Origin of the sequence: Shewanella khirikhana (assembly GCF_003957745.1) — a bacterium.
GTDB classification, from domain to species: Bacteria; Pseudomonadota; Gammaproteobacteria; order Enterobacterales; family Shewanellaceae; genus Shewanella; species Shewanella khirikhana.
Genome location: NZ_CP020373.1, coordinates 4,396,399 through 4,423,212, shown reverse-complemented (window position 1 = coordinate 4,423,212; position 26,814 = coordinate 4,396,399). Strand labels below are relative to the sequence as shown.

At 52.0% G+C, this 26,814-nt stretch carries 34 protein-coding genes; all 34 read right to left on the bottom strand.

The features are described from left to right. Positions 1–8: 8 nt before the first annotated feature. A complete protein-coding gene (gene rpsD, locus STH12_RS19560) occupies positions 9–629 on the bottom strand; it encodes a 30S ribosomal protein S4 (RefSeq protein WP_011758358.1) in 621 nt (206 codons plus the stop codon). A 31-nt stretch (positions 630–660) separates the two neighbouring features. Further along, positions 661–1,053, bottom strand: a complete 393-nt coding sequence (rpsK, locus tag STH12_RS19555) for a 30S ribosomal protein S11 (RefSeq protein WP_011758357.1) — start codon at positions 1,051–1,053, stop codon at positions 661–663. Between the two features lie 14 nt (positions 1,054–1,067). After that, a complete protein-coding gene (rpsM, locus tag STH12_RS19550) occupies positions 1,068–1,424 on the bottom strand; it encodes a 30S ribosomal protein S13 (RefSeq protein ID WP_126169095.1) in 357 nt (118 codons plus the stop codon). A 114-nt stretch (positions 1,425–1,538) separates the two neighbouring features. Next, entirely contained in the window at positions 1,539–1,652 is a 114-nt protein-coding gene (gene rpmJ / locus STH12_RS19545; RefSeq protein ID WP_011758355.1) for a 50S ribosomal protein L36, read from the bottom strand. Positions 1,653–1,673: 21 nt separating this feature from the next. Further along, entirely contained in the window at positions 1,674–3,014 is a 1,341-nt protein-coding gene (secY, locus tag STH12_RS19540) for a preprotein translocase subunit SecY (RefSeq protein ID WP_126169094.1), read from the bottom strand. A gap of 7 nt (positions 3,015–3,021) precedes the next feature. After that, positions 3,022–3,456 (bottom strand): 50S ribosomal protein L15, encoded by a 435-nt coding sequence (gene rplO, locus STH12_RS19535; protein ID WP_126169093.1) that lies wholly within the window; start codon positions 3,454–3,456, stop codon positions 3,022–3,024. A 2-nt stretch (positions 3,457–3,458) separates the two neighbouring features. Next, a complete protein-coding gene (gene rpmD, locus STH12_RS19530) occupies positions 3,459–3,638 on the bottom strand; it encodes a 50S ribosomal protein L30 (protein ID WP_011758352.1) in 180 nt (59 codons plus the stop codon). Positions 3,639–3,644: 6 nt separating this feature from the next. Continuing rightward, a complete protein-coding gene (rpsE, locus tag STH12_RS19525) occupies positions 3,645–4,151 on the bottom strand; it encodes a 30S ribosomal protein S5 (protein ID WP_011758351.1) in 507 nt (168 codons plus the stop codon). A 13-nt stretch (positions 4,152–4,164) separates the two neighbouring features. Then, complete coding sequence (gene rplR, locus STH12_RS19520; protein WP_126169092.1) at positions 4,165–4,515, bottom strand: 50S ribosomal protein L18; 351 nt, start codon at positions 4,513–4,515, stop codon at positions 4,165–4,167. 11 nt (positions 4,516–4,526) lie between these two features. Next, a complete protein-coding gene (gene rplF, locus STH12_RS19515) occupies positions 4,527–5,060 on the bottom strand; it encodes a 50S ribosomal protein L6 (RefSeq protein ID WP_126169091.1) in 534 nt (177 codons plus the stop codon). Between the two features lie 10 nt (positions 5,061–5,070). Next, positions 5,071–5,466 (bottom strand): 30S ribosomal protein S8, encoded by a 396-nt coding sequence (gene rpsH / locus STH12_RS19510; RefSeq protein WP_011758348.1) that lies wholly within the window; start codon positions 5,464–5,466, stop codon positions 5,071–5,073. 24 nt (positions 5,467–5,490) lie between these two features. Further along, on the bottom strand, positions 5,491–5,796 hold the full coding sequence (gene rpsN, locus STH12_RS19505) for a 30S ribosomal protein S14 (RefSeq protein WP_126169090.1): 306 nt from the start codon (positions 5,794–5,796) through the stop codon (positions 5,491–5,493). Between the two features lie 11 nt (positions 5,797–5,807). Beyond that, positions 5,808–6,347, bottom strand: a complete 540-nt coding sequence (gene rplE / locus STH12_RS19500; RefSeq protein ID WP_011758346.1) for a 50S ribosomal protein L5 — start codon at positions 6,345–6,347, stop codon at positions 5,808–5,810. 12 nt (positions 6,348–6,359) lie between these two features. Beyond that, a complete protein-coding gene (gene rplX / locus STH12_RS19495; RefSeq protein ID WP_011758345.1) occupies positions 6,360–6,674 on the bottom strand; it encodes a 50S ribosomal protein L24 in 315 nt (104 codons plus the stop codon). A gap of 11 nt (positions 6,675–6,685) precedes the next feature. Beyond that, positions 6,686–7,054 (bottom strand): 50S ribosomal protein L14, encoded by a 369-nt coding sequence (rplN, locus tag STH12_RS19490; RefSeq protein WP_011758344.1) that lies wholly within the window; start codon positions 7,052–7,054, stop codon positions 6,686–6,688. A gap of 174 nt (positions 7,055–7,228) precedes the next feature. After that, complete coding sequence (gene rpsQ / locus STH12_RS19485) at positions 7,229–7,477, bottom strand: 30S ribosomal protein S17 (RefSeq protein ID WP_126169089.1); 249 nt, start codon at positions 7,475–7,477, stop codon at positions 7,229–7,231. After that, a complete protein-coding gene (gene rpmC, locus STH12_RS19480; protein ID WP_011758342.1) occupies positions 7,477–7,668 on the bottom strand; it encodes a 50S ribosomal protein L29 in 192 nt (63 codons plus the stop codon). The genes rpsQ and rpmC overlap by 1 nt, the downstream gene beginning before the upstream one ends. Then, a complete protein-coding gene (gene rplP / locus STH12_RS19475) occupies positions 7,668–8,078 on the bottom strand; it encodes a 50S ribosomal protein L16 (protein ID WP_126169088.1) in 411 nt (136 codons plus the stop codon). Before rplP ends, rpmC begins: the two co-directional genes overlap by 1 nt. An 11-nt stretch (positions 8,079–8,089) precedes the next feature. Beyond that, positions 8,090–8,782, bottom strand: a complete 693-nt coding sequence (rpsC, locus tag STH12_RS19470; RefSeq protein ID WP_126169087.1) for a 30S ribosomal protein S3 — start codon at positions 8,780–8,782, stop codon at positions 8,090–8,092. Positions 8,783–8,795: 13 nt separating this feature from the next. Further along, positions 8,796–9,128, bottom strand: coding sequence for a 50S ribosomal protein L22 (gene rplV / locus STH12_RS19465; protein WP_126169086.1), 333 nt, complete (start codon positions 9,126–9,128; stop codon positions 8,796–8,798). A 15-nt stretch (positions 9,129–9,143) separates the two neighbouring features. Further along, positions 9,144–9,422: a 30S ribosomal protein S19 gene (rpsS, locus tag STH12_RS19460; protein ID WP_011758338.1), complete on the bottom strand. Its 279-nt coding sequence runs from the start codon at positions 9,420–9,422 to the stop codon at positions 9,144–9,146. A gap of 15 nt (positions 9,423–9,437) precedes the next feature. Next, positions 9,438–10,262 carry a 50S ribosomal protein L2 gene (gene rplB, locus STH12_RS19455; protein ID WP_126169085.1) on the bottom strand — a complete coding sequence of 275 codons (825 nt, stop codon included), beginning with the start codon at positions 10,260–10,262 and terminating at the stop codon, positions 9,438–9,440. 11 nt (positions 10,263–10,273) lie between these two features. Continuing rightward, positions 10,274–10,576, bottom strand: coding sequence for a 50S ribosomal protein L23 (gene rplW, locus STH12_RS19450; protein ID WP_126169084.1), 303 nt, complete (start codon positions 10,574–10,576; stop codon positions 10,274–10,276). After that, positions 10,573–11,178: a 50S ribosomal protein L4 gene (gene rplD / locus STH12_RS19445; RefSeq protein WP_126169083.1), complete on the bottom strand. Its 606-nt coding sequence runs from the start codon at positions 11,176–11,178 to the stop codon at positions 10,573–10,575. Before rplD ends, rplW begins: the two co-directional genes overlap by 4 nt. Positions 11,179–11,195: 17 nt before the next feature. Then, positions 11,196–11,834, bottom strand: coding sequence for a 50S ribosomal protein L3 (gene rplC, locus STH12_RS19440; protein ID WP_126169082.1), 639 nt, complete (start codon positions 11,832–11,834; stop codon positions 11,196–11,198). 28 nt (positions 11,835–11,862) lie between these two features. Then, positions 11,863–12,174, bottom strand: a complete 312-nt coding sequence (gene rpsJ / locus STH12_RS19435) for a 30S ribosomal protein S10 (protein ID WP_011758333.1) — start codon at positions 12,172–12,174, stop codon at positions 11,863–11,865. Positions 12,175–12,545: 371 nt separating this feature from the next. Next, on the bottom strand, positions 12,546–13,730 hold the full coding sequence (gene tuf / locus STH12_RS19430) for an elongation factor Tu (protein ID WP_126169070.1): 1,185 nt from the start codon (positions 13,728–13,730) through the stop codon (positions 12,546–12,548). Between the two features lie 83 nt (positions 13,731–13,813). Further along, positions 13,814–15,910, bottom strand: a complete 2,097-nt coding sequence (fusA, locus tag STH12_RS19425) for an elongation factor G (RefSeq protein WP_126169081.1) — start codon at positions 15,908–15,910, stop codon at positions 13,814–13,816. 81 nt (positions 15,911–15,991) lie between these two features. Then, positions 15,992–16,462, bottom strand: a complete 471-nt coding sequence (gene rpsG, locus STH12_RS19420) for a 30S ribosomal protein S7 (protein ID WP_126169080.1) — start codon at positions 16,460–16,462, stop codon at positions 15,992–15,994. Between the two features lie 80 nt (positions 16,463–16,542). Continuing rightward, positions 16,543–16,917, bottom strand: coding sequence for a 30S ribosomal protein S12 (gene rpsL / locus STH12_RS19415; protein WP_126169079.1), 375 nt, complete (start codon positions 16,915–16,917; stop codon positions 16,543–16,545). A gap of 175 nt (positions 16,918–17,092) precedes the next feature. Then, positions 17,093–21,307: a DNA-directed RNA polymerase subunit beta' gene (gene rpoC / locus STH12_RS19410; protein ID WP_126169078.1), complete on the bottom strand. Its 4,215-nt coding sequence runs from the start codon at positions 21,305–21,307 to the stop codon at positions 17,093–17,095. Positions 21,308–21,392: 85 nt separating this feature from the next. Next, positions 21,393–25,421, bottom strand: a complete 4,029-nt coding sequence (gene rpoB, locus STH12_RS19405; RefSeq protein WP_126169077.1) for a DNA-directed RNA polymerase subunit beta — start codon at positions 25,419–25,421, stop codon at positions 21,393–21,395. A 240-nt stretch (positions 25,422–25,661) separates the two neighbouring features. Continuing rightward, entirely contained in the window at positions 25,662–26,030 is a 369-nt protein-coding gene (rplL, locus tag STH12_RS19400; RefSeq protein WP_126169076.1) for a 50S ribosomal protein L7/L12, read from the bottom strand. A gap of 54 nt (positions 26,031–26,084) precedes the next feature. Continuing rightward, entirely contained in the window at positions 26,085–26,585 is a 501-nt protein-coding gene (rplJ, locus tag STH12_RS19395; protein ID WP_126169075.1) for a 50S ribosomal protein L10, read from the bottom strand. Positions 26,586–26,814 lie beyond the last annotated feature (229 nt).

Below are 26,814 nucleotides of genomic sequence, written 5' to 3'. Positions count from 1 at the left end.
TGTTAGCCTTACTTAGAGTAAAGCTCGACGATCAGCTGTTCGTTAATATCCGCAGACAAATCGCTACGCTCTGGCAGACGCTTGAAAGCACCTTCCATCTTAGCGGCGTCTACTTCAACCCAAGTAGGCTTCTCACGCTGGGCAGCCACTTCCAAAGCCGCTTTGATACGGGCTTGAGTGCGTGACTTCTCACGGATGCTTACTACATCATTCGCAGACACTTTGAATGAAGGGATGTTAACAACACGACCGTTTACCATAACAGACTTATGGCTAACCAGCTGACGTGCTTCGGCACGAGTTGAACCAAAGCCCATACGATAAACTACGTTATCCAGGCGGGTTTCCAAAAGTTGCAACAGGTTTTCACCGGTGTTGCCTTTCAGACGTGCAGCTTCCTTATAGTAGTTACGGAACTGCTTTTCCAGTACACCGTAAATACGACGAACTTTCTGCTTCTCGCGCAGCTGAGTACCGTATTCAGACAGACGTGGCTTACGCGCACCGTGCTGGCCTGGAGCGGTTTCCAGCTTACACTTCGAATCAATTGCTCTCACACCGCTTTTCAGGAAGAGGTCAGTACCTTCCCGGCGGCTGAGCTTGAGCTTGGGACCCAAGTATCTTGCCATGTTCTTTCTCCAACTATCCTAACTAACGGCGTTACACGCGGCGTTTCTTAGGAGGGCGACAACCGTTGTGAGGGATCGGTGTCACGTCAGTGATGTTGGTGATTTTGTAACCAACAGCGTTCAGCGCACGAATGGCTGATTCACGACCTGGACCAGGACCCTTCACGAAAACTTCAAGGTTTTTCAGACCGTAGTCCTGAGCGGCAACGCCTGCACGCTCAGCTGCTACCTGAGCAGCAAACGGAGTAGACTTACGTGAACCACGGAAGCCTGAACCACCTGCAGTAGCCCAAGACAGAGCATTACCTTGACGATCGGTGATAGTCACGATTGTATTGTTGAAAGATGCATGGATGTGAGCCATGCCATCGGCAACCTGCTTACGTACGCGCTTGCGCGGAGAACGTGATGGAACTTTAGCCATTTCTCACCTTCCCGTTACTTCTTGATGGGTTTACGTGGACCTTTGCGAGTACGCGCATTGGTCTTGGTACGTTGCCCACGCAGGGGCAGGCTGCGACGATGACGGAGGCCACGATAACAACCAAGGTCCATCAGACGCTTGATGTTCATGGAAACCTCACGACGCAAGTCACCTTCTACTGTGTATTTGGCAACTTCTTCGCGCAGGGTATCGATTTGAGCTTCGCTCAATTCCTTGATCTTGGCATCTTCAGCAATGGCGGTAGCGGCGCAAATGGCTTTTGCGCGAGTACGACCAACACCGTAGATTGCAGTCAAAGCGATGACTGCGTGCTTATGATCAGGAATGTTAATGCCAGCTATACGGGCCACTATGCACTCCTTAAGTTAAAGGCCACCTGTGAAAAGCCCGAAAGGATACTCGACAGGTGACAGTTTTGCAAACATTTTTTGGCCAGCCCTGTTACCAGGGACTGGCCAGATTTTTTAGCCTTGACGCTGTTTGTGTTTTGGTTCAACACAGATAACGCGTACAACGCCGCTACGCTTGATGATCTTGCAGTTACGGCAGATCTTCTTCACGGAAGCTCGAACTTTCATTTCACAACTCCGTAAACTAACTTATCGGCCAAAGCGATCGAGATTCGCTTTGTTGATAAGGTTAGCTTTCTTCATTACAGACTCATATTGATGAGACATCATATGGGTCTGAACCTGAGCCATGAAGTCCATGATCACTACCACCATAATCAACAGGGAAGTACCGCCAAAATAGAACTGTACTTTCCAGGCGATGAGCATGAACTCCGGAATCAAACAGATAAAGGTAATGTATAACGCGCCTGCCAGAGTCAGTCGGGTCATCACTTTATCAATGTAACGCGAGGTCTGTTCGCCAGGACGGATCCCGGGAATGAACGCACCACTCTTCTTCAGGTTGTCTGCTGTCTCGCGTGGGTTAAACACCAGCGCGGTATAGAAGAAGCAGAAGAAGATGATCGCTGCTGCATAAAGCAGTGAGTACAGCGGTTGCCCAGGGCTTACGGCCAGCGAAATATCGCTCAGCCAAGACAGGGCTTCATTCTGACCGAACCACTGAGCCAGGGTTCCAGGGAACAGAATGATGCTGGACGCAAAGATTGGGGGAATAACACCCGCCATGTTCACTTTCAGTGGCAAGTGAGTGGATTGCGCGGCAAACACCTTACGGCCTTGTTGACGCTTGGCGTAGTTAACAACGATACGACGTTGACCACGCTCCACAAACACCACGAAATAAGTGACGGCGAATACAATCACGCCAATCAACAACAATACCAATACGTTCAAATCACCTTGACGCGCCTGCTCGGCCGTTTGGCCGATAGCTGATGGCAGGCCGGCCACGATACCTGCGAAAATCAGGATCGAAATACCGTTACCAATGCCACGCTCGGTAATCTGTTCGCCCAGCCACATCAGGAACATAGTCCCGGTAACCAAGCTCACCACCGCAACGAAATAGAACCCAAAACCTGGGTTCACTACCAGACCTGGAACTAGGTTAGGCAGACCGGTTGCGATACCGACCGACTGGAATGTACCCAACACCAGGGTACCCCAACGGGTGTATTGACTGATCTTGCGACGACCAGACTCACCTTCCTTTTTCAGTTCGGCGAGTGCGGGGTGCACTACAGTCAACAGCTGCATGATGATCGACGCCGAAATGTACGGCATGATCCCCAATGCGAATATTGAGGCACGCTCAAGGGCACCACCCGAGAACATGTTAAACATGCCCAAGATGGTTCCCTTCTGTTGAGCAAACAGCTCTGCTAATACAGCTGCGTCAATACCAGGAATTGGTACAAAAGAACCGGCACGAAACACGATAATTGCACCAATCACGAACAGGAGACGGGCTTTCAATTCTGACAGACCGCCTTTCGCGCTTTTTAAATCAAGTCCTGGTTTTGCCATCGACGTATTATTCCTCGATCTTTCCGCCAGCAGCTTCAATAGCTGCGCGTGCACCTTTGGTAACCTTCAGACCTTTTACGGTCACTGGGCGCTCAATGGTACCTGAAAGAACGATTTTCGCAAACTGGATGTTGCGAGTTACTACGTTCGCATCTTTCAGTGCGTTCAGGTCGATAACATCACCGTTAACTTTAGCCAGTTCGCCGAGACGAACTTCAGCAGTTACCATAGAAACACGAGAGGTAAAGCCGAACTTAGGCAGACGGATCTTAAGTGGCATTTGACCACCCTCGAAGCCTGGGCGTACACCGCCACCGCTACGAGATTTTTGACCCTTGTGACCGCGACCAGCGGTCTTGCCCAAGCCAGAACCAATACCACGGCCTACACGCTTAGGAGCAGACTTCGCGCCTACGGCAGGAGAAAGTGTGTTCAGACGCATTATCAGTCCTCCACCTTAACCATGTAGTAGACCTTATTGATCATACCGCGAACAGCTGGAGTATCTTCCAGTTCAACGGTGTGACCAATGCGACGCAGACCCAGGCCAGTCAGAGTGGCCTTGTGCTTTGGCAGACGGCCAATGGCACTTTTGGTCTGAGTTACTTTGATAGTTTTAGCCATGATGCATTACCCCCGAATTTCTTCGACGCTCAGACCACGCTTGGCAGCAACCTGCGCTGGTGACTTCATGTGCGTCAGAGCATCAACAGTCGCGCGAACGATGTTGATCGGGTTAGTGGAACCGTAGGCCTTAGACAGTACGTTGTGAACGCCTGCTACTTCCAGTACGGCGCGCATCGCACCACCGGCAATAATACCGGTACCCTGAGACGCTGGCTGCATGTAAACACGCGAACCGGTGTGACGTCCCTTAACTGGGTGGTGCAGAGTGCCTTCGTTCAGTTCTACAGTCACCATGTTACGGCGAGCCTTTTCCATTGCCTTTTGAATGGCAGCTGGAACTTCACGGGCTTTACCGTAGCCGTAGCCAACACGACCGTTACCGTCACCCACTACAGTCAATGCAGTGAAGCTGAAGATACGACCGCCCTTAACTACTTTAGAAACACGGTTTACTGCAATCAGTTTCTCTTGCAGATCGTCTTTCTGCTGCTGAGCTTCTACTTTAGCCATTGTAATAAACCCCTTAGAACTGGAGGCCAGCTTCACGAGCGGCGTCTGCCAGGGCAGCAACACGACCGTGATACTTGAAGCCAGAACGATCGAACGCAACAACAGTTACGCCCTTCTCGACGGCGCGTTCGGCGATGGCTTTACCAACGGCCTTAGCGGCATCCACGTTACCGGTAGACTTCAGGGCTTCCTTGATTGATTTCTCAACAGTAGAAGCCGCTGCAACAACCTGAGCTTCAGGATTGATCACCTGAGCGTAGATGTGACGTGGTGTACGATGTACAACCAGACGGTTCACGCCCAGCTCTTGGATCTTCTTGCGAGCGCGAGTAGCGCGACGCAAGCGAGATGATTTCTTATCCATATCGCGTTACCTTACTTCTTCTTAGCCTCTTTACGGCGTACCTGTTCGTCAGCATAGCGAACACCTTTACCTTTGTAAGGCTCAGGTGGACGATAGCCACGGATCTCAGCAGCCACTTGACCAACCAGTTCTTTGTCGATAGAACGCAGAACGATTTCGGTTTGGCTTGGGCATTCAGCAGTAACGCCAGCAGGCAGTTTGTGTACCAGCGGGTGAGAAAAACCCAGAGACAGGTCGACGTCGCTACCGGTTACTTTGGCGCGGTAACCCACACCAACCAGCTGCAACTTCTTCTCGAAACCCTGAGATACACCCACAACCATGTTGTTGATCAGGGCGCGTGCGGTACCCGCTTGAGCCCAAGCGTTAACAACGCCTTCAACAGGACCAAACTTGATAGCACCGTCTTCAACAGTCACTGCAACAGCGCTGTTGATTACGCGAGTCAGAGTACCCTTACCGCCTTTAACGGTAATTTCCTGACCGTTCAAGGTCACCTCTACGCCGGCAGGAATAGATACAGGTGCTTTTGCTACACGAGACATTCCTAGCTCCTTATGCTACGTAGCAGATAACCTCACCACCCATGCCAGCGAGGCGGGCGGCACGATCAGTCATCAGGCCTTTAGAAGTGGAAACGATTGCGATACCCAGGCCACCCATCACTTTTGGCAGTTCGTCTTTACCTTTGTAAATACGAAGACCAGGACGGCTCACGCGCTGGATAGTCTCAACAACTGGACGGCCCTGGAAGTACTTCAGAGTAACTTCCAGCTCGGCTTTATTGCCTTCAGACGCAACAGCGTAATCAGTGATATAACCTTCGTCTTTCAGCAGCTTAGCGATAGCTACTTTCAGTTTAGCGGAAGGCATCTTCACAGATACTTTGTTAGCAGCCTGGCCGTTACGGATACGGGTCAGCATATCCGCAATAGGATCTTGCATGCTCATATTAGCTTTCTCCGTGACAAGTACTTACCAGCTGGCCTTGCGCAGACCAGGAACCTCACCACGCATGGTAGCTTCACGCAGCTTGATACGGCTCAGGCCGAACTTGCGCAGGAAACCATGTGGGCGACCAGTTTGATTACAGCGGTTGCGCTGACGAGCGGCGCTGGAATCACGTGGTAAAGCTTGCAGCTTCAGAACAGCGTCCCAACGAGCTTCGTCGGTAGACTCTGGACTGTTGATGATAGCTTTCAGAGCAGCACGCTTTTCAGCATACTTAGCCACGAGAGCTGCACGCTTAGCTTCGCGTGCCTTCATTGAAGTTTTTGCCATTACGCTACCCCTTATTTCTTGAATGGGAAGTTAAAAGCGTCCAGAAGAGCACGACCTTCCTCATCGTTCTTGGCGGTTGTGGTGATCACAATGTCCATACCACGAACGCGATCGATCTTGTCATAGTCGATCTCAGGGAAGATGATTTGCTCACGCACGCCCATCGCGTAGTTACCACGGCCGTCGAACGACTTAGCGCTCAGACCACGGAAGTCACGGATACGAGGGATTGCGATATCCAGCAGACGCTCAAAGAATTCCCACATACGCTCACCGCGCAGGGTTACTTTGCAGCCAATAGGGTAGCCTTCACGGATTTTGAAACCAGCAACTGATTTGCGAGCAACAGTTACTACTGGCTTCTGACCAGCGATTGCAGTCATATCACGGACAGCATTTTCCATGATTTTCTTGTCAGCAACAGCTTCGCCAACACCCATGTTCAGGGTGATTTTCTCAATCCGAGGGACTTGCATGACACTGGTATAACCGAACTTTTTAGACAGTTCAGCGATAACAGTCTCTTTGTATTTATCATGCAGTTTCGCCATCGTTTACTCCAGTTACTTAACGAGTTCACCATTCGATTTGAAGAAACGTACTTTCTTGCCGTCTTCAAATCGGAAACCTACACGATCCGCCTTGCCAGTAGCAGGGTTAAAGATCGCCACATTTGATACTTGAATCGCAGCTTCTTTCTCTACGATGCCACCAGTGATACCCAGTTGTGGGTTCGGCTTGGTGTGCTTCTTAACGAGATTGATGCCTTCAACAACTACCTTGCCGGTAACCAGTACGCGAGTCACTTTGCCACGCTTACCTTTATCTTTACCGGTCAGAACAATCACTTCGTCTTCACGACGGATTTTTGCTGCCATTTTGAAGCTCCTTACAGTACTTCTGGTGCCAGCGACACAATCTTCATGAATTGCTCAGTACGCAGTTCACGTGTCACAGGTCCAAAGATACGAGTACCAATCGGCTGCAGGTTGTTGTTCAGCAGAACAGCTGCATTCCGATCGAAGCGAATGACAGAACCGTCTGGACGACGTACGCCTTTCTTAGTACGGACTACCACCGCGTTATACACATCACCTTTCTTCGCTTTAGCGCGAGGAATGGCTTCTTTAACAGAAACCTTGATGATGTCGCCGATACCGGCATAACGACGATGAGAGCCACCCAAGACCTTAATACACTGAACTCTGCGAGCGCCACTGTTACATGCGACGTCCAGAGTCGATTGCATTTGGATCATTTTAAGTGCTCCGCTATCGTTACTTCACGAACCCCATTATTGGGGCATTAACTAACCATTTTGGTCCAGAAACAGACAAAAATGGCGCGCAAGTATAACACCGTTAAATCTGAATGAACAGTGCTAAAAAACAAACGGCCCCAAAAAGGGGCCGTTTTTCTTTCCAGGCTAAAATTAAGCCTTAGAAACTACGTCTACCAGCGTCCAAGACTTGGTCTTAGACAGAGGACGACATTCGCGAATAGTCACTACGTCGCCTTCATTGCACTGGTTCAGTTCGTCGTGTGCATGGATCTTGGTTGTACGCTTGATGAACTTACCATAGATTGGGTGTTTCACCAGACGCTCAACAGCCACAGTAATGGACTTGTCCATCTTGTTGCTGGTCACGCGACCCTGCAAAGTACGGATTTTGTCAGACATTATGCACCCGCCTTAGAAGTAATAATGGTCTTAACACGCGCAATGTTACGGCGCACTTGCTTCAGCTGGTGAGTTTGGGCCAGCTGGCCAGTGGCGTGTTGCATACGCAGGTTAAACTGCTCACGCAGCAGACCAAGCAATTCAGCGTTCAGTTCTTCAACGCTCTTTTCTCTCAGTTCGCTCGCTTTCATTACATCACCGTCTTAATTACGAAGGTAGTCTTGATAGGCAGTTTGGCAGCGGCCAGACCGAAGGCTTCACGAGCCAACTCTTCTGGAACACCATCCATCTCATAGAGTACCTTACCAGGCTGAATCTGGCATACCCAGTATTCAACGTTACCTTTACCTTTACCCATACGCACTTCAAGAGGCTTAGCGGTAATAGGCTTGTCAGGGAAGACACGAATCCAGATCTTACCTTGACGCTTAACATGACGTGTCATAGCACGACGCGCAGACTCGATCTGACGGGCAGTCAGGCGACCACGGCCGACGGCTTTCAGACCAAAAGTACCGAAACTTACTTCAGTACCTGCAGCCAGACCACGGTTGCGGCCTTTGTGCATCTTGCGGAACTTCATACGTTTTGGTTGCAGCATTGCCGGCTCTCCTACTTGTTACGAGGCTTGCGCTTAGGTTGCTGCTGTTTCGGCTCTTCTACCTGAGGCAGCATACCGTCCAGAACTTCACCTTTGAAGACCCAAACTTTAATGCCGATCACACCGTAGGTGGTGTGGCTCTCAGAAGTAGCGTAGTCGATATCAGCACGCAGTGTGTGCAGAGGCACACGACCTTCACGGTACCATTCGGTACGCGCAATCTCAGCGCCGCCGAGACGGCCACTAACTTCAACTTTGATACCTTGTGCACCGATGCGCATGGCGTTCTGTACAGCGCGCTTCATAGCACGACGGAACATTACGCGACGCTCCAGCTGCTGAGCGATAGAATCAGCTACCAGCTTAGCGTCCAGCTCGGGCTTACGGATCTCAGCGATGTTAATTTGGGCAGGAGTGCCAGAAATCTTGGCAACTTCAGCGCGCAGTACTTCAACATCTTCACCCTTCTTACCGATCACAACGCCTGGACGGGCGGTGTGGATGGTAACGCGGATGCTTTTCGCTGGGCGTTCAATCACGATCTTGGATACAGATGCGGCTTCCAGTTTCTTTTCCAGAAACTTACGCACTTCCCAGTCGCTGTTCAGGTTATTTGCATAATCTGACTTATCGGCGTACCAGGTAGAGATCCAAGGCTTGGTGATACCCAGACGGATACCATTAGGATGTACTTTCTGTCCCATTGCTCTCTATCTCCTAGCGATCTGATACAACCACAGTGATGTGGCTGGTACGCTTCATGATACGATCAGCACGGCCTTTGGCACGTGGCATGATGCGCTTCATAGTTGGGCCTTCGTCAACGAAAACCTTGGCGATTTTCAGATCGTCAATGTCAGCGCCTTCGTTGTGCTCGGCGTTGGCGATAGCAGAATCAACGACTTTCTTAACCAGTACGGCAGCCTTTTTCGGGCTGAAAGTCAGAATCTCCAGGGCCTTTGCAACAGGCAGACCGCGGATCTGATCAGCAACCAGGCGAGCCTTCTGAGGCGACGTACGGGCAAAACGATGTTTAGCTAAAACTTCCATCTTAAGTCTCCCGTATTAGCGCTTCTTCGCTTTCTTATCAGCAGCGTGGCCGCGATAAGTGCGAGTTGGTGAAAACTCACCAAGCTTGTGACCAATCATCTCGTCAGTAACGAACACAGGTACGTGCTGACGCCCATTATGGACAGCGATGGTCAACCCAATCATTTGTGGGATGATCATAGAACGGCGTGACCAAGTCTTGATAGGCTTTTTGTCACCCGCTTCCACCGCTTTCTCTACCTTCTTCAGCAAGTGCAGGTCGATAAATGGACCTTTCTTGAGAGAACGTGGCATGGCGAATCCTCTTAATTACTTATTACGACGACGTACAATGTACTTGTCGGTGCGCTTGTTGCTACGAGTCTTATAACCCTTGGTTGGAACACCCCAAGGAGTTACTGGGTGACGGCCACCAGAAGTACGGCCTTCACCACCACCGTGTGGGTGATCTACCGGGTTCATGGCAACACCACGAACGGTTGGGCGTACACCTCTCCAACGCTTGGCACCAGCTTTACCCAGCTGACGCAGCATGTGCTCGGAGTTACCCACTTCACCCAGGGTAGCGCGACAGTCTACAGGCACTTTGCGCATTTCGCCGGAGCGCAGACGCAGAGTGGCGTATTCGCCATCACGAGCTACAACCTGAACATAAGCACCAGCAGAACGTGCGATCTGAGCACCTTTACCAGGCTTCATTTCCACCGCGTGAACAACAGAACCCACAGGGATGTTGCGCAATGGCAGAGCGTTACCCACTTTGATGTCTGCATCAACGCCAGAAACGACTTTGTCGCCAGCCTGCATGCCTTTGGCAGCCAGGATGTAACGACGCTCACCGTCGGCGTACAGCACCAGAGCGATGTTGGCGGTACGGTTTGGATCGTACTCCAGACGCTCAATCTTGCCTGGGATACCGTCTTTGTTACGCTTGAAATCGATCAGACGGTAATGTTGCTTGTGACCACCGCCAACGTGACGAACGGTGATACGACCAGTGTTGTTACGACCACCAGACTTAGACTTCTTGGCCAGCAGGCCAGCGAAAGGCTTGCCTTTGTGCAGATCGCTGTTAACGATCTTCACAACGCCACGACGACCTGGAGAAGTAGGCTTACACTTAACAATTGCCATGAGTAATCTCCTTACGCTTCAGCGCCAGCGAAGTCGATGTCAGCGCCGGCAGCCAGAGTCACATAGGCTTTTTTCCAATCGCTACGACGGCCTACACGGGCACCGTGACGCTTGGTTTTGCCTTTGTTGACGAGGGTGCGAACACCAGCAACTTCAACTTCGAACAGTTTTTCAACGGCAGCTTTGATTTCACTCTTGGTGGCATCGATAGCTACACGGAAAACTACAGTGTTGGTCTTCTCAGCAACCACAGTGCTCTTTTCAGAGATGTGTGGAGCCAGGATAACTTTCAGTAAACGCTCTTCGCGGATCATGCCAGCATCTCCTCGATTTGCTTCACAGCATCAGCAGTTACCAGGACCTTGTTGAACGCGATCAGGCTTACTGGATCCAGGCCTGCTACGTCACGCACGTCAACCTTGTACAGGTTACGAGCAGCCAGGAACAGGTTCTCGTCAACTTCTGCAGTCACAATCAGCACGTCTTCCAGGTCCATAGCTTTCAGCTTGGCCTTCAGTTCTTTAGTCTTAGGAGCTTCAACAGCAAACTCTTCAACTACAACCAGACGCTCTTGACGTACCAGCTCGGACAGAATGCTCTTCAGAGCGCCGCGGTACATCTTCTTGTTTACTTTTTGGCTGTGATCTTGGGTTTTAGCAGCGAATGTTACGCCACCACCACGCCACAGTGGACCTTTGATACCGCCGGCACGAGCGCGACCGGTACCCTTCTGGCGCCATGGCTTTTTGCCAGTGCCAGTGATTTCAGCGCGAGTCTTTTGAGCACGAGTGCCCTGACGCGCGTTCGCAGCGTAAGCTACAACTACCTGATGAACCAGTGCTTCGTTAAAGTCACGGCCGAAGGTAGTCTCGGAAACTTCAAGAGCGCGAGAAGCGTCTTTCAATACCAATTCCATTACTATCTCCTCAGACCTTAGGCTTTAACAGCTGGCTTGATGATCAGGTTGCCGTTGGTAGCGCCTGGAACGGCACCTTTAACCAGCAGCAGGTTACGCTCAACATCTACACGTACAACGTCCAGATTTTGAGTGGTAACGCGCTCAGCGCCCATGTGACCTGACATCTTCTTGCCTTTGAATACACGACCTGGCGTCTGGTTCTGACCGATAGAACCGTTAGCGCGGTGTGACAGAGAGTTACCGTGAGTCATGTCCTGAGTACGGAAGTTCCAGCGCTTAACGCCACCCTGGAAACCTTTACCCTTAGACTGACCAGTAACGTCTACTTTCTGCACGTCAGCGAAGATATCTACTTTCAGCTCAGCACCAACTTCAATGCCTTCGCCTTCACCGTCGGCCAGACGCATTTCCCACAGACCACGGCCGGCTTCAACGCCCGCCTTGGCAAAGTGGCCAGCTTCTGGCTTGGTTACGCGATGGGCTTTTTTGGCGCCAGTTGTAACTTGAAGTGCGCGGTAACCGTCGTTTTCCAGAGTCTTAACCTGGGTTACGCGGTTGGCTTCTACTTCGATTACAGTAACAGGGATAGACACGCCATCTTCGGTGAAGATGCGGGTCATGCCCACTTTACGACCAATAAGACCGATAGCCATCTCTACAAACCTCTTATAAGGATCTCTGTTAACCCAAGCTAATCTGGACATCAACGCCAGCAGCGAGATCCAGACGCATCAGGGCGTCAACGGTTTTCTCGGTTGGCTCAACGATGTCAACCAGACGCTTGTGAGTACGCAGTTCGTACTGGTCACGAGCATCTTTATTAACGTGCGGAGAGATCAAAACGGTGAAACGCTCTTTGCGAGTCGGCAGTGGGATAGGACCACGAACCTGAGCGCCAGTGCGCTTAGCAGTTTCAACGATTTCCGCGGTGGACTGATCGATCAAACGATGATCAAATCCTTTCAAGCGGATACGGATTCTTTGGTTCTGCATTGACCAGAGCTCCTAAAATGAACACATAAAAAATCACCCTCTAGCCATTTCCCTTTTGGGAAAGACAGAGCGAGATGATTTAACCGTTCGACCCCCAATCGGGGTCGCTGTAGTAGTGACCTTAAGCAAAAAGCCCGGTCAACTATGTCGCCAACCTAAGTTCGCGAGCGGCTTATTATACACGGCCGACACGCAGGATCAAGCTGGCTGAGCAATTCGTCGACAATAATCTGTCGAAACATAAGTAGCGCGGCATTATACGGACTTTTGCACAAATTGCCAGCTTTTTATGCACAGGCATTCTGGGGCCGATTTTTCTACCGGGCAACAAAAAGGCGACCCTGAGGTCGCCTTTTTCCAAGTCTACGAGATTACTCGTGGATCTTGGCTACTACACCAGCACCTACAGTGCGGCCGCCTTCACGGATAGCGAAGCGCAGGCCTTCGTCCATCGCGATTGGGCAAATCAGGGTAACAACCATCTTGATGTTGTCGCCTGGCATTACCATCTCTACGCCTTCTGGCAGTTCGATGGTACCGGTCACGTCAGTTGTACGGAAGTAGAACTGTGGACGGTAGCCTTTGAAGAATGGAGTGTGACGACCACCTTCTTCTTTAGACAGTACGTATACTTCTGATTCGAACTTGGTGTGTGGCTTGATGGTGCCTGGCTTGGACAGAACCTGACCACGCTCAACTTCATCACGCTTGGTACCACGCAGCAGGATACCGCAGTTCTCACCGGCACGACCTTCGTCCAGCAGCTTACGGAACATTTCTACGCCAGTACAAGTAGTCTTGGTGGTATCTTTGATACCAACGATTTCTACTTCTTCACCAACTTTAACGATACCGCGCTCTACACGACCGGTTACTACAGTACCACGGCCAGAGATTGAGAATACGTCTTCGATTGGCATCAGGAACGGCTTGTCGATAGCACGCTCTGGCTCAGGGATGTAAGTATCCAGGGCTTCAGCCAGCTCAAGGATCTTAGATTCCCAAGCTGGGTCACCTTCCAGCGCTTTCAGAGCAGAACCCTGAATTACTGGCAGGTCATCACCTGGGAAGTCGTATTCAGACAGCAGTTCACGAACTTCCATCTCTACCAGTTCCAGCAGCTCTTCGTCATCTACCATGTCACACTTGTTCATGAACACGATGATGAAAGGTACACCTACCTGACGAGACAGCAGGATGTGCTCACGAGTCTGTGGCATTGGGCCGTCAGTCGCAGCTACTACCAGGATAGCGCCGTCCATCTGGGCAGCACCGGTGATCATGTTTTTCACGTAGTCAGCGTGACCTGGGCAGTCAACGTGAGCGTAGTGACGAGTTGCAGTATCGTACTCGATGTGAGAGGTATTGATGGTAATACCGCGCTCACGCTCTTCTGGAGCGTTATCGATCTGAGAAAAGTCACGAGCCTCACCACCGAAAGTCTTGGTCAGTACGTGAGAGATAGCAGCAGTCAGAGTGGTTTTACCATGGTCAACGTGACCGATGGTGCCCACGTTTACGTGGGGCTTGTTACGTTCAAATTTAGCTTTAGCCACGATATATTCCTTTCTTTTCAGAAATACCCGTCAACACGAGCGGGTAATATCAGTTAGTTTAACAGTTACACCCTTGCTGGACATCAGCTGCGGGCTTCAATAACTGCCTTTGCAATGTTCTGCGGCGCGTCGGCGTACTTATAAAACTCCATGGAGTATGACGCACGACCCTGAGTTGCAGAGCGCAAATCAGTCGCATAACCAAACATTTCAGACAGAGGCACCACGGCATGGACTATCTTAACGCCACCGACGCCATCATCCATACCTTCAATCAGACCACGACGACGGTTCAGATCACCTACTACGTCACCCATGTAATCTTCTGGAGTGGTTACTTCTACCTTCATGCAAGGCTCGAGCAACACAGGTTTCGCCTCGAGTGCGCCCTTTTTGAAGCCCATTGAACCTGCAACTTTGAAGGCCATTTCGTTCGAGTCCACATCGTGGTAGGAACCATCGAACAGGGTGACCTTCACGTCCAGCACAGGGAAGCCGGCCAAAACACCGTTCTTCATCTGTTCCTGGATACCCTTGTCAACGGCAGGGATGTATTCCTTGGGAACCACACCACCCACGATTTCGTTGACAAATTCATAGCCGGCGCCTTCTTCGTTGGGCTCGATACGCAACCAGACGTGACCAAACTGACCACGACCACCGGATTGACGTACGAACTTACCTTCGGCTTCGACTTTGGCACGGATGGTTTCACGGTAGGCAACCTGAGGTTTACCCACGTTACACTCGACGTTAAATTCGCGACGCATACGGTCAACGATAATGTCCAAGTGTAGTTCACCCATACCTGAGATCAGAGTCTGACCTGATTCTGCATCGGTTTCTACCCGGAAAGACGGATCTTCAGCAGCCAGCTTTTGCAGCGCGATACCCATCTTGTCCTGGTCGGCCTTGGAGCGTGGCTCCACGGCAATAGTGATCACGGGCTCTGGGAACTCCATACGCTCGAGGATCACCTTATTGTCTGAGTCACACAGGGTATCCCCTGTGGTCACTTCTTTCAGACCGATGGCGGCGGCGATATCACCGGCACGCACTTCTTTGAGCTCAGTACGATCGTTGGCGTGCATCTGCACGATACGACCGATACGCTCACGCTTCTGCTTCACTGAGTTGTACACAGAGGCACCGGATTCCAGTACGCCTGAGTAAACGCGGATAAAGCACAAGGTACCCACGAATGGGTCAGTAGCAATCTTGAATGCCAGCGCAGAGAAAGGCGCGTTGTCGTCGGCATGACGCTCAACTTCTTTCTCATCATCGTCGATACCCTTAATCGCAGGTACGTCGACTGGAGCCGGCAGATACTCAACAACGGCATCCAGCACTGCTTGCACGCCTTTGTTCTTAAAGGCGCTGCCACAGGTGGCCAGAACGATTTCGTTGTTGATAGTACGCTGACGCAGTGCGGCCTTGATTTCAGCTTCGGTCAGTTCGCCTGATTCCAGGTACTTTTCCATCAGCTCTTCTGAGGCTTCGGCGGCACTTTCCACCAGGTACTCGCGCATTTCGGTGGCTTTATCCACCAAATCCGCAGGAATGTCTTCATAGGTGAAGGTCATCCCCTGGTCCGCTTCGTTCCAGTTGATGGCTTTCATCTTGATAAGGTCAATCACGCCTTTGAAGTGTTCTTCCGCACCAATGTTCAATTGGATAGGCACACAAGTAGCACCCAGACGCTTACGGATCTGGTTGCATACGCGATCGAAGTCGGCACCGGCACGGTCCATCTTGTTAACGAACACCATGCGCGGTACGCCATACTTGTTGGCCTGACGCCATACAGTCTCAGACTGAGGCTCAACGCCGGAGGCGCCGCAGAACACTACTACTGCACCGTCAAGTACGCGCAAAGAGCGCTCTACTTCGATGGTGAAGTCAACGTGTCCAGGGGTGTCGATGATGTTGATGCGGTGTTCGGTGAACTGGGCGTCCATACCGCGCCAGAAGGTGGTTACGGCAGCCGAGGTAATGGTAATACCACGTTCCTGCTCCTGAACCATCCAGTCAGTGGTCGCGGCACCATCGTGTACTTCACCGATTTTGTGAGACAGGCCAGTGTAAAACAGCACCCGTTCGGTGGTAGTCGTCTTACCTGCGTCAACGTGAGCACAGATACCGATGTTACGGTAACGCTCAATGGGAGTTGTACGAGCCACGATAATAACCCTCTATACCGGAATAACTTCCGGCAAAATCCGTAGCGGCGAGGACTGCCGAGGCAGTCCTCGCCATTTTTATTACCAGCGGTAATGAGCGAACGCTTTGTTCGCTTCGGCCATGCGGTGAACGTCTTCACGCTTCTTCACTGCAGTGCCTTTGTTGTCGGATGCATCCAGCAGTTCACCTGCCAGGCGCAGAGCCATAGATTTTTCACCACGCTTACGAGCAGCTTCAACCAACCAGCGCATCGCCAGAGCGTTGCGACGTACTGGACGGACTTCACAAGGTACCTGGTAAGTAGAACCACCAACACGGCGGGACTTAACTTCCACGGCAGGACGAACGTTGTCCAGAGCGGCTTCCAGAACCACCAGGTGGTCTTCGCCTTTCTTCTCGGCAACTACATCCAGAGCCTTGTAAATGATTTTTTCTGCGACGGATTTCTTACCGTCTTGCATAATGACGTTGATGAACTTAGCCAGCAACTCACTATTGAACTTTGGATCAGGCAGGATTTTGCGCTGACCTACTACGCGACGTCTTGGCATAACAATTCTCCGTATGCTTCAGGTATTTCCAAAACTGGAAGTTTTTAAAAAAAAGCTTGGCCTTACTTAACGGATAACCATTAAGACTTAGGACGCTTGGCACCGTACTTAGAACGAGCCTGACGGCGAGCGTTAACGCCAGCACAGTCCAGAGCGCCACGAATGGTGTGATAACGAACACCTGGCAGGTCTTTAACACGACCGCCACGGATCAGGATCACACTGTGCTCCTGCAGGTTGTGGCCTTCACCGCCGATATATGAAGTAACTTCAAAACCGTTGGTCAAACGCACACGAGCTACTTTACGCAGTGCAGAGTTTGGTTTCTTTGGGGTGGTGGTGTACACACGAGTACAAACACCACGCTTTTGTGGGCACGCTTCCAGTGCAGGCACATTAGTCTTGTCGACTTTTGGTGCACGTGGCTTACGTACCAACTGGTTTACAGTTGCCATGTTTTGCTCCGTTTAGTTGAAAAAGCTCAACGTAAGGGTGTAAAAATCTAATCCCACAGTAGTGGGACGCGGAATTTTAGAAAGGTCGGCGCAAACTGTCAAGAAATAGCCAACTTATGGACCGATTTACCGACAAAAAAGGCGCCTTTCGGCGCCTTTTTCACAGAGCAGTAACTTACTCTTGGCTACCGGCCAGGTTCAGCAGATCCGCCAGGTTCTGCTCAGCTTCGCTGGCAGTGATGGTCGGAGCCGCAGTTTCTTCACCCGCAGCACGCGCCTTGGCGCGGTTGGTGTGGTAAGCGAAACCGGTACCAGCCGGGATCAGACGACCCACAATCACGTTCTCTTTCAGACCGCGCAGGTTGTCGGACTTGCCGCCAACAGCCGCTTCGGTCAGAACGCGGGTGGTTTCCTGGAACGAGGCAGCAGAGATGAAGGACTCAGTCGCCAGAGACGCCTTGGTAATACCCAGCAGTTCACGTTCGAACTTGGCTGGCAGCTTACCGGCAGCTTCCAGATCGCGGTTGGCAATCTTCACGCGAGCCACTTCTACCTGTTCACCTTCCAGGAACTCAGAGTCACCGGCCTGGGTGATGATGCACTTACGCAGCATCTGGCGAATGATCACCTCGATGTGCTTGTCGTTGATCTTCACACCCTGCAGACGGTAAACGTCCTGTACTTCGTTCACGATGTAATTGGCCACGTTGTGGATGCCACGCAGACGCAGAATGTCATGAGCTGACTCTGGACCGTCGGCGATAACTTCACCACGCTCAACCTTTTCACCTTCGAACACGTTCAGGTTACGCCACTTAGGAATCATTTCCTCGTAAGCATCGCCACCGTCATTCGGGGTGATAACCAGACGGCGCTTACCTTTGGTTTCTTTACCGAAGGAGATAGTACCGCTGATTTCGGCCAGAATAGCAGGCTCTTTTGGACGACGGGCTTCGAACAAGTCAGCAACCCGTGGCAGACCACCGGTGATGTCGCGGGTCTTGGACGATTCCTGAGGAATACGAGCCAGGGCGTCACCCACGCTGATCTTGGCGTTGTCGTCCAGGTTCACAATCGCGTTACCAGGCAGGAAGTACTGCGCTGGCACGTCGGTGCCTGGGATAGTCAGGTCGTTGCCGTTGTCATCTACCAGACGAACTGCTGGACGCATTTCTTTACCGGCAGAGGTACGCTGACCTACGTCCAGTACCACGATTGAAGACAGACCGGTCAGTTCGTCGGTCTGACGGGTAATGGTTACACCGTCAATCATGTCTACGAACTTAATGCTACCTGCCACTTCAGTGATGATTGGGTGAGTGTGCGGATCCCAGTTCGCAATGATCTGGCCGGCATTCACCTCGGCACCTTCTTTGGTGTCAAGCACGGTACCGTAAGGCACCTTGTAGCGCTCTTTCTCACGACCCAGCTCATCGATGATGGCCAGCTCAGAAGAACGAGACACGATAACCAGTTTGCCGTCGCTGTTGGTAACGTACTTGGCGTTGTGCAACTTCAGAGTACCGGCGTTCTTCACCTGTACGCTGTTTTCGGCAGACGCTCGAGATGCCGCACCACCGATGTGGAACGTACGCATCGTCAGCTGTGTACCTGGTTCACCGATTGACTGGGCTGCAACCACACCGATGGCTTCACCCATGTTGATGATGTGACCACGGGCCAGGTCGCGGCCGTAACACTTGGCACACACACCAAAGTCGGTTTCACAGGTAATTACTGAGCGAACCTGAACTTCGTCAACGCTGTGCTGTTCGAGCTTGTCACACCAGGCTTCGTCCAGCAGAGTGTTACGAGGTGCCAGCACTTCGTCGGTACCTGGGTAGAACACGTCTTCGGCAACCACACGGCCCAGTACACGCTCACGCAGCGGCTCAACCACGTCACCGCCTTCGATCAGCGGCTTCATGGACAGACCTTCGGTCGCACCGCAGTCGTCTTCGATGATCACCAGATCCTGGGCCACATCCACCAGACGACGAGTCAGGTAACCGGAGTTCGCAGTCTTAAGTGCGGTATCCGCCAGACCCTTACGAGCACCGTGGGTAGAGATAAAGTACTGCAGTACGTTCAGACCTTCACGGAAGTTCGCCACGATGGGCGTTTCGATGATGGAGCCGTCTGGCTTGGCCATCAGACCACGCATACCCGCCAGCTGACGGATCTGAGCGGCACTACCCCGCGCGCCTGAGTCGGCCATCATGTAGATGCTGTTGAACGACTTCTGCTTTTCTTCTTCGCCCTGACGGTTAATCACTGTCTCAGTAGACAGGTTTTCCATCATGGCCTTGGACACCTTCTCGTTGGCGCTTGCCCAGATGTCGATCACCTTGTTGTAACGCTCACCGGCGGTTACCAGACCAGATTGGAACTGCTCCTGGATCTCGATAACTTCGGCTTCGGCGTCGGCAACCAGAGTGTACTTCTCTTCTGGGATCACCATGTCGTTGATACCCACGGAGGCACCAGAGATGGTGGCGTAGTGGAAACCGGTGTACATCAGTTGGTCAGCGAAGATAACGGTATCTTTCAGACCCAGCTGACGGTAACAGGTGTTCAGCAACTTGGAGATCTGCTTCTTGCCCATGTCCTGGTTCACCAGGTCGAAAGACAGACCTGCTGGCAGGATTTGCGACAGGATGGCACGACCAACAGTGGTATCAACGATACGACGCTGCTTGGTACGCTCACCGTTGTCACCCACGATGGTTTCGGTGATACGTACTTTCACGCGGGCGTGCAGCTCGGCAGCACCTACGCGGTACGCTTTTTCAGCTTCGGCAACAGACTCGAACGCCATGCCTTCACCGCGACCGTTTACACGCTCACGGCTGATGTAGTACAGACCCAATACCACGTCCTGAGAAGGAACGATGATTGGCTCACCGTTAGCTGGCGACAGGATGTTGTTGGTAGACATCATCAGCGCACGGGCTTCCAGCTGAGCTTCCAGAGTCAGAGGTACGTGTACCGCCATCTGGTCACCGTCGAAGTCGGCGTTGTATGCCGCACACACCAGTGGGTGCAGTTGGATTGCCTTACCTTCAATCAGTACAGGTTCGAACGCCTGAATACCCAGACGGTGCAGTGTTGGTGCACGGTTGAGCATCACTGGGTGTTCGCGGATCACTTCATCCAGTACGTCCCAAACCTCTGCAACTTCACGCTCTACCATCTTCTTGGCGGCTTTGATGGTGGTGGCCAGGCCACGACCTTCCAGCTTGCCGTAGATGAAGGGCTTGAACAGCTCGAGTGCCATTTTCTTTGGCAGACCGCACTGATGCAGACGCAGGGTAGGACCTACGGTAATTACCGAACGGCCAGAGTAGTCAACACGCTTACCGAGCAGGTTCTGACGGAAACGACCTTGCTTACCCTTGATCATGTCGGCCAGGGATTTCAGAGGACGCTTGTTAGAACCGGTAATGGCACGGCCACGACGACCGTTGTCCAGCAGCGCATCCACAGATTCCTGCAGCATACGCTTTTCGTTGCGTACGATGATGTCTGGCGCAGCCAGATCCAAAAGACGCTTCAGACGGTTGTTACGGTTGATCACACGGCGATACAGATCGTTCAGATCGGAAGTCGCAAAGCGGCCGCCGTCCAGTGGTACCAGAGGACGCAGGTCCGGTGGCAGAACTGGCAGCACTTTCAGGATCATCCACTCTGGCTTGTTGCCAGAAGTGTAGAAGGCTTCCATCAGCTTCAGACGCTTGGTCACTTTCTTGCGACGGGTCTCAGAGTTGATGGATGGCAGCTCTTCGCGCATCTGCTCGATTTCTTTCTCGAGGTCGATGGCACGCAGCAGATCCAGTACGGCTTCGGCGCCCATCTTGGCTTCGAATTCATCACCGTACTCTTCCAGAGAATCCAGGTAGTTTTCTTCGGTCAGCATCTGACCGCGCTCCAGGCTGGTCATGCCTGGCTCGATAACCACGTAAGATTCGAAATACAGTACGCGCTCGATATCACGCAGCGTCATATCCAGCATCAGACCGATACGGGACGGCAGTGATTTCAAGAACCAGATGTGAGCAACTGGGCTGGCCAGTTCGATGTGACCCATACGCTCACGACGTACTTTGGTCTGGGTGACTTCAACGCCACACTTCTCACAGATAACACCGCGGTGCTTGAGACGCTTGTACTTACCACACAGACACTCGTAGTCCTTCACAGGACCGAAGATGCGGGCACAGAACAGACCTTCGCGCTCAGGCTTGAAGGTACGGTAGTTGATGGTTTCTGGCTTTTTCACTTCACCAAAAGACCATGAACGGATCAGGTCGGGAGAAGCCAGACCGATCTTGATGCCTTCAAACTCTTCGGTCTTACCCTGCTGTTTCAGAAACTTTAATAAGTCTTTCACGTTTCTCTCCTGAAGGAGTTAAACCAGGTGCCCCGTCCTGCCGGGCGGGACACCGTGTTAATTGCCAAACGCGTTTGGCGCCCTGTTACTCTTGATCCAGCTCGATGTTGATACCGAGCGAACGGATCTCCTTCAGCAGTACGTTGAAGGACTCAGGCATACCAGGTTGCATCTGGTGGTTTCCGTCCACGATGTTCTTATACATCTGAGTACGGCCGTTCACGTCATCGGACTTAACAGTGAGCATTTCCTGGAGGGTGTACGCAGCACCGTATGCTTCCAGGGCCCACACTTCCATCTCACCGAAACGCTGACCACCGAACTGGGCTTTACCGCCGAGAGGCTGCTGGGTAACCAGACTGTAAGAGCCGGTAGAACGGGCGTGCATCTTGTCGTCTACCAAGTGGTTCAGCTTGAGCATGTACATGTAACCCACGGTTACATCACGCTCAAAGGCGTTGCCGGTACGACCATCAAACAGCTTCAGCTGACCAGAAGTCGGCAGGCCGGCGAGTTCGAGCATCTGCTTGATCTCTTTCTCTTTGGCGCCGTCGAACGCAGGAGTCGCAGTTGGCAGACCGTCTTTCAGGTGCTTGGCCAGGCGGATAACTTCTTCATCGGTGAAGGAGTCGATATCCACTTTCTGTTGGGTTTCACCCAGCTCGTAGGCCTGCTTGATGTAATCGCGCAGTTCGGCCAGTTCACGCTGCTCTTCGAGCATGGCGTTAATACGGTTACCGATACCCTTGGCTGCGGCACCCATGTGAACTTCCAGTACCTGACCGATGTTCATACGAGAAGGTACACCGAGTGGGTTCAGTACGATATCCACTGGGTTGCCTTGCTCGTCGTATGGCATGTCTTCGATAGGACAGATCTTGGAGATCACACCCTTGTTACCGTGACGACCCGCCATCTTGTCACCAGGCTGGATGGTACGCTTAACCGCCAGGTAAACCTTAACGATCTTCAGTACGCCTGGAGCCAGGTCATCGCCCTGGGTGATCTTGCGACGCTTGTGCTCAAACTTCTTGTCGAAGTCAGCTTTCAGCTCTTCGTGCTGTTCAGCCAGTTGCTCAAGTTCAGTCTGCTTGGTTTCGTCATCGATAACCTGAGTCAGCAGTTCCTTGCGTGGGATGGCATCCAGCTGAGCTTCGGTGTAACCACCGGCCAGCAGCAGACCACGGGCACGGCTCAGAACGCCTTCTTCGAGGATCTTGAACTCTTCGGTCAGGTCCTTACGAGCCTGAGCGATGTGCATCTCTTCGATTTCGATGGCACGCTTGTCTTTCTCAACGCCGTCACGGGTAAATACCTGAACGTCGATAACAGTACCAGTTACTGAGTTAGGAACGCGCAGTGAGCTGTCCTTAACGTCAGAAGCCTTCTCACCGAAGATGGCGCGCAGCAGTTTCTCTTCAGGGGTCAGCTGGGTTTCGCCTTTTGGCGTTACCTTACCAACCAGAATGTCACCGCCTTTCACTTCGGCACCGATGTAAACGATACCTGACTCGTCCAGCTTAGACAGCGCAGACTCACCCACGTTAGGGATGTCAGCGGTGATTTCTTCGCTGCCGAGCTTGGTGTCACGGGCGATACAGGACAGTTCCTGAATGTGAATAGTGGTGAAACGGTCGTCTTGAACTACACGCTCAGAGATGAGGATGGAGTCTTCGAAGTTGTAACCGTTCCATGGCATGAACGCCACGCGCATGTTCTGACCCAGAGCCAGATCACCAAGGTCGGTAGAAGGACCGTCAGCCAGTACGTCGCCACGAACGATAGGATCGCCTACCTGGCAGCATGGACGCTGGTTGATACAGGTGTTCTGGTTAGAACGGGTGTACTTGGTCAGGTTGTAGATGTCGATACCGGCTTCGCCTGGGCGCAGCTCATCTTCATTCACCTTAACCACGATGCGGCTGGCATCAACGTAATCGATCACACCGCCACGCTTGGCGGCTACTACTACGCCGGAGTCCACAGCCAGTGCGCGTTCGATACCGGTACCTACCAGCGGCTTTTCAGCGCGCAGGGTTGGAACGGCCTGACGTTGCATGTTCGCGCCCATCAGTGCGCGGTTAGCATCGTCGTGCTCGAGGAACGGAATCAAAGAAGCAGCAACAGAGATGATCTGCTGTGGCGATACGTCCATGTACTGGATGTCAGAGGCGCGCATAAAGGTAGATTCACCTTTATGACGACAGGCAACCTGTTCTTCCAGGATGCGGCCTTCGTTGTCCAGTTCGATGTTGGCCTGTGCAATCACATAGCGGCCTTCTTCGATGGCAGACAGGTATTCCACGTCGTCGGTTACTACGCCGTCAACCACTTTACGGTATGGAGTTTCCAGGAAGCCGTAAGAGTTGGTGCGGGCGAAGGTAGCCAGCGAGTTGATCAGACCAATGTTTGGACCTTCAGGGGTCTCAATTGGACACAGACGACCGTAGTGAGTTGGGTGCACGTCTCGCACTTCGAAGCCGGCACGCTCACGGGTCAGACCGCCTGGACCCAGGGCCGAAATACGGCGCTTGTGGGTTACTTCAGACAGCGGGTTGTTCTGGTCCATAAACTGAGACAGCTGAGAAGAACCGAAGAACTCTTTCACCGCGGCCGAAATTGGCTTGGCGTTGATGAGGTCCTGAGGCATCAGCTCGTTCAGGTCGCCCAGAGACAGACGTTCACGTACAGCGCGCTCAACACGTACCAGACCTACGCGGAACTGGTTTTCGGCCATTTCGCCAACGCTACGGATACGACGGTTACCCAGGTGGTCGATATCGTCCACTTCGTCGTTACCGTTACGGATTTCGATGATCTTCTTCATCACCGCAACGATATCGTCGTTAGACAGTACGCCAGTGCCCACGTCATCGGCAATTTCCAGACGACGGTTGAACTTCATACGACCTACTTTAGACAGGTCATAACGCTCTTCGCTGAAGAACAGGTTCTGGAACAGGGCTTCGGCAGCATCCTTGGTTGGTGGCTCGCCAGGACGCATCATGCGATAGATTTCAACCAGCGCCTCGAGGCGGTTGGTGGTGGAATCGATACGCAGGGTGTCAGAAATGTAGGCACCGTGATCCAGCTCGTTGATGTAGAGCGTGGAGATGTCCTTGATGCCGGCCAGCGACAGCTGAGCCAGATCTTCCAGACGTACTTCGTTGTTGGCGGTCAGCAGTACTTCGCCGGTATCCGGATCGATGTAGTCCTGAGCGGCAATCTTACCAACGATGTACTCAACCGGTACTTCCAGTTCAGTGGTGTTGGTTTTTTCCAGCTGGCGGATGTGACGCGCAGTGATGCGACGACCCTTCTCAACCACGAGGGTGCCTTCAGAGTCTTTGATGTCGTAGCTGGCGGTTTCGCCACGCAGACGCTCAGGCAGCAGCTTCATCACCAGAGAATCTTTCTTGATGCTGAAGTCTACGCGCTCAAAGAAGATATCCAGGATGTCTTGGGTAGAGTACTCGAGGGCACGCAGGATGATGGTCGCAGGCAGCTTACGACGACGGTCGATACGAACGAACAGTGCGTCTTTCGGATCGAACTCGAAGTCCAGCCATGAACCACGGTAAGGAATAATACGCGCGTTATACAGCACCTTGCCTGAAGAGTGAGTCTTACCACGATCGTGGTCGAAGAACACACCAGGAGAGCGGTGCAGCTGAGATACGATAACACGCTCGGTACCGTTAATAACGAAGGTACCGTTTTCAGTCATCAGAGGGATATCCCCCATGTAGACTTCTTGTTCTTTAATGTCTTTAACCGTGCCAGGAGCGGCTTCGCGGTCAAACAGCACCATGCGCAGTTTAACGCGCAGGGGGGCAGAATAAGTAACGCCACGGATTTGGCATTCTTTCACATCAAATACAGGCTCACCCAGCTTGTAGCTGACATATTGCAGCTCAGAGTTACCGGAAAAGCTCTTGATGGGGAAAACGCTGCGGAAGGCGGCTTCCAAACCGCGCTCACCGGTAGGATCTTGATCGGTGAACTTCTTGAAAGAATCTAACTGAATCGACAGCAGGTAAGGAATATCCAGCACCTGTGGACGCTTACCAAAGTCTTTGCGAATACGCTTCTTTTCAGAATAGGAGTAAACCATGGGTTTCCTCTTGCTTGCGAGATGTGACCAAGACTGAACTAACTCTTTGTTAATCCAGCACGTTTGCCCATCACCGTTGAAGGCAAGAACCTAACCAATAATCACTGCTAGGGACTGCAGACTGTGGCGATAAACGGTGAAAAAAATCGCCGGCGCTTACAGCGCAAAAAAGGCCGACGGCTAAAAAACCGTCAGCCTCCATCCGGGATCACTCCCGGATGTTGTAAGCTACAGAATAGCTTACTTGATCTCTACCTGAGCGCCAGCTTCTTCCAGCTCTTTCTTCAGAGCTTCAGCTTCTTCTTTAGATACAGCTTCTTTAACAGCTACTGGAGCAGCTTCGGCCATAGCTTTGGCTTCTTTCAGGCCCAGACCGGTAGCGCCACGGATAGCTTTAATAACAGCTACCTTGTTGTCGCCGTGAGCGGTCATAACTACGTCGAACTCGGTCTTCTCTTCAGCGGCAGCGGCTTCACCGGCACCACCGGCTACTACGGCAGCAGCAGCAGAAACACCGAACTTCTCTTCCATAGCTTCGATCAGTTCAACAACTTCCATTACAGACATAGCTGCAAAGGCTTCAAGGATTTGGTCTTTAGTGATAGACATAACAAAAATTTCCTAATGTTCTGAATTCAATTAATTCAAGCGGCCAGCTTAAAATTAAGCGGCTTCTTGCTTTTGATCGCGCAGAGCGGCCAGAGTACGAACGAACTTGCCAGCAGATGCTTCCTTCATAGTCATCATCAGCTGTGCCAGTGCTTCTTCGTAAGTTGGCAGTTTTGCCAAACGATCAATGTCAGCTGCAGGGATGAAGTTCCCTTCGAAAGCTGCACCTTTAACTTCGAATTTAGCTTGCTCTTTCGCGAAGTCTTTCAGCAGACGTGCGGCGGCACCTGGGTGCTCGTTAGAGAAAGCAATCAAAGTTGGGCCAGTGAACACTTCGTTCAGGCACTCAAAAGCAGTACCTTCAACTGCACGACGAGCCAGAGTGTTACGTACAACTTTTACGTACACAGCGTTGGCGCGAGCAGCTTTACGCAGAGCGGTCATGGCGCCTACAGTTACACCGCGAGAATCGGCTACAACTGCAGACAGTGCACCTTTGGCAGCTTCGTTGACTTCAGCAACAATCGCTTTTTTGTCTTCGAGTCTTAATGCCATTGGCTATACTCCTGGATTCTACCCGGGGAAACCCCGGAATTTACCTACCCACCCGAGGGTGAGTGACTTACGGTGCAGAGTATCCAGCAGAAAAAATCTAAACTGGGACTGACACCGTCTACGCAGGAAATTAAGTAAATCTAATGAGTTACACCTGCGGTCTTGGACGGAAACCTGCTCTCACCCGAAGGTAAAACACAGGCTTCAACCCACAAAAGTGCGCGCATTA

Coding starts and splice junctions, on each gene's coding strand:
- rpsD (WP_011758358.1), bottom strand. CDS start 629: ATGGCAAGATACTTGGGTCCCAAGCTCAAGCTCAGCCGCCGGGAAGGT.
- rpsK (WP_011758357.1), bottom strand. CDS start 1,053: ATGGCTAAAGTTCCATCACGTTCTCCGCGCAAGCGCGTACGTAAGCAG.
- rpmJ (WP_011758355.1), bottom strand. CDS start 1,652: ATGAAAGTTCGAGCTTCCGTGAAGAAGATCTGCCGTAACTGCAAGATC.
- secY (WP_126169094.1), bottom strand. CDS start 3,014: ATGGCAAAACCAGGACTTGATTTAAAAAGCGCGAAAGGCGGTCTGTCA.
- rplO (WP_126169093.1), bottom strand. CDS start 3,456: ATGCGTCTGAACACACTTTCTCCTGCCGTAGGCGCGAAGTCTGCTCCT.
- rpmD (WP_011758352.1), bottom strand. CDS start 3,638: ATGGCTAAAACTATCAAAGTAACTCAGACCAAAAGTGCCATTGGCCGT.
- rpsE (WP_011758351.1), bottom strand. CDS start 4,151: ATGGCTAAAGTAGAAGCTCAGCAGCAGAAAGACGATCTGCAAGAGAAA.
- rplR (WP_126169092.1), bottom strand. CDS start 4,515: ATGGATAAGAAATCATCTCGCTTGCGTCGCGCTACTCGCGCTCGCAAG.
- rplF (WP_126169091.1), bottom strand. CDS start 5,060: ATGTCTCGTGTAGCAAAAGCACCTGTATCTATTCCTGCCGGCGTAGAG.
- rpsH (WP_011758348.1), bottom strand. CDS start 5,466: ATGAGCATGCAAGATCCTATTGCGGATATGCTGACCCGTATCCGTAAC.
- rpsN (WP_126169090.1), bottom strand. CDS start 5,796: ATGGCAAAAACTTCAATGAAGGCACGCGAAGCTAAGCGTGCAGCTCTC.
- rplE (WP_011758346.1), bottom strand. CDS start 6,347: ATGGCGAAACTGCATGATAAATACAAAGAGACTGTTATCGCTGAACTG.
- rplX (WP_011758345.1), bottom strand. CDS start 6,674: ATGGCAGCAAAAATCCGTCGTGAAGACGAAGTGATTGTTCTGACCGGT.
- rplN (WP_011758344.1), bottom strand. CDS start 7,054: ATGATCCAAATGCAATCGACTCTGGACGTCGCATGTAACAGTGGCGCT.
- rpsQ (WP_126169089.1), bottom strand. CDS start 7,477: ATGTCTGACAAAATCCGTACTTTGCAGGGTCGCGTGACCAGCAACAAG.
- rpmC (WP_011758342.1), bottom strand. CDS start 7,668: ATGAAAGCGAGCGAACTGAGAGAAAAGAGCGTTGAAGAACTGAACGCT.
- rplP (WP_126169088.1), bottom strand. CDS start 8,078: ATGCTGCAACCAAAACGTATGAAGTTCCGCAAGATGCACAAAGGCCGC.
- rpsC (WP_126169087.1), bottom strand. CDS start 8,782: ATGGGACAGAAAGTACATCCTAATGGTATCCGTCTGGGTATCACCAAG.
- rplV (WP_126169086.1), bottom strand. CDS start 9,128: ATGGAAGTTTTAGCTAAACATCGTTTTGCCCGTACGTCGCCTCAGAAG.
- rpsS (WP_011758338.1), bottom strand. CDS start 9,422: ATGCCACGTTCTCTCAAGAAAGGTCCATTTATCGACCTGCACTTGCTG.
- rplB (WP_126169085.1), bottom strand. CDS start 10,262: ATGGCAATTGTTAAGTGTAAGCCTACTTCTCCAGGTCGTCGTGGCGTT.
- rplW (WP_126169084.1), bottom strand. CDS start 10,576: ATGATCCGCGAAGAGCGTTTACTGAAAGTTATCCTGGCTCCACACATC.
- rplD (WP_126169083.1), bottom strand. CDS start 11,178: ATGGAATTGGTATTGAAAGACGCTTCTCGCGCTCTTGAAGTTTCCGAG.
- rplC (WP_126169082.1), bottom strand. CDS start 11,834: ATGGCTATCGGTCTTATTGGTCGTAAAGTGGGCATGACCCGCATCTTC.
- rpsJ (WP_011758333.1), bottom strand. CDS start 12,174: ATGCAGAACCAAAGAATCCGTATCCGCTTGAAAGGATTTGATCATCGT.
- rpsG (WP_126169080.1), bottom strand. CDS start 16,462: ATGCCAAGACGTCGCGTAGTAGGTCAGCGCAAAATCCTGCCTGATCCA.
- rpsL (WP_126169079.1), bottom strand. CDS start 16,917: ATGGCAACTGTAAACCAGTTGGTACGTAAGCCACGTGCACCAAAAGTC.
- rpoB (WP_126169077.1), bottom strand. CDS start 25,421: ATGGTTTACTCCTATTCTGAAAAGAAGCGTATTCGCAAAGACTTTGGT.
- rplL (WP_126169076.1), bottom strand. CDS start 26,030: ATGTCTATCACTAAAGACCAAATCCTTGAAGCCTTTGCAGCTATGTCT.
- rplJ (WP_126169075.1), bottom strand. CDS start 26,585: ATGGCATTAAGACTCGAAGACAAAAAAGCGATTGTTGCTGAAGTCAAC.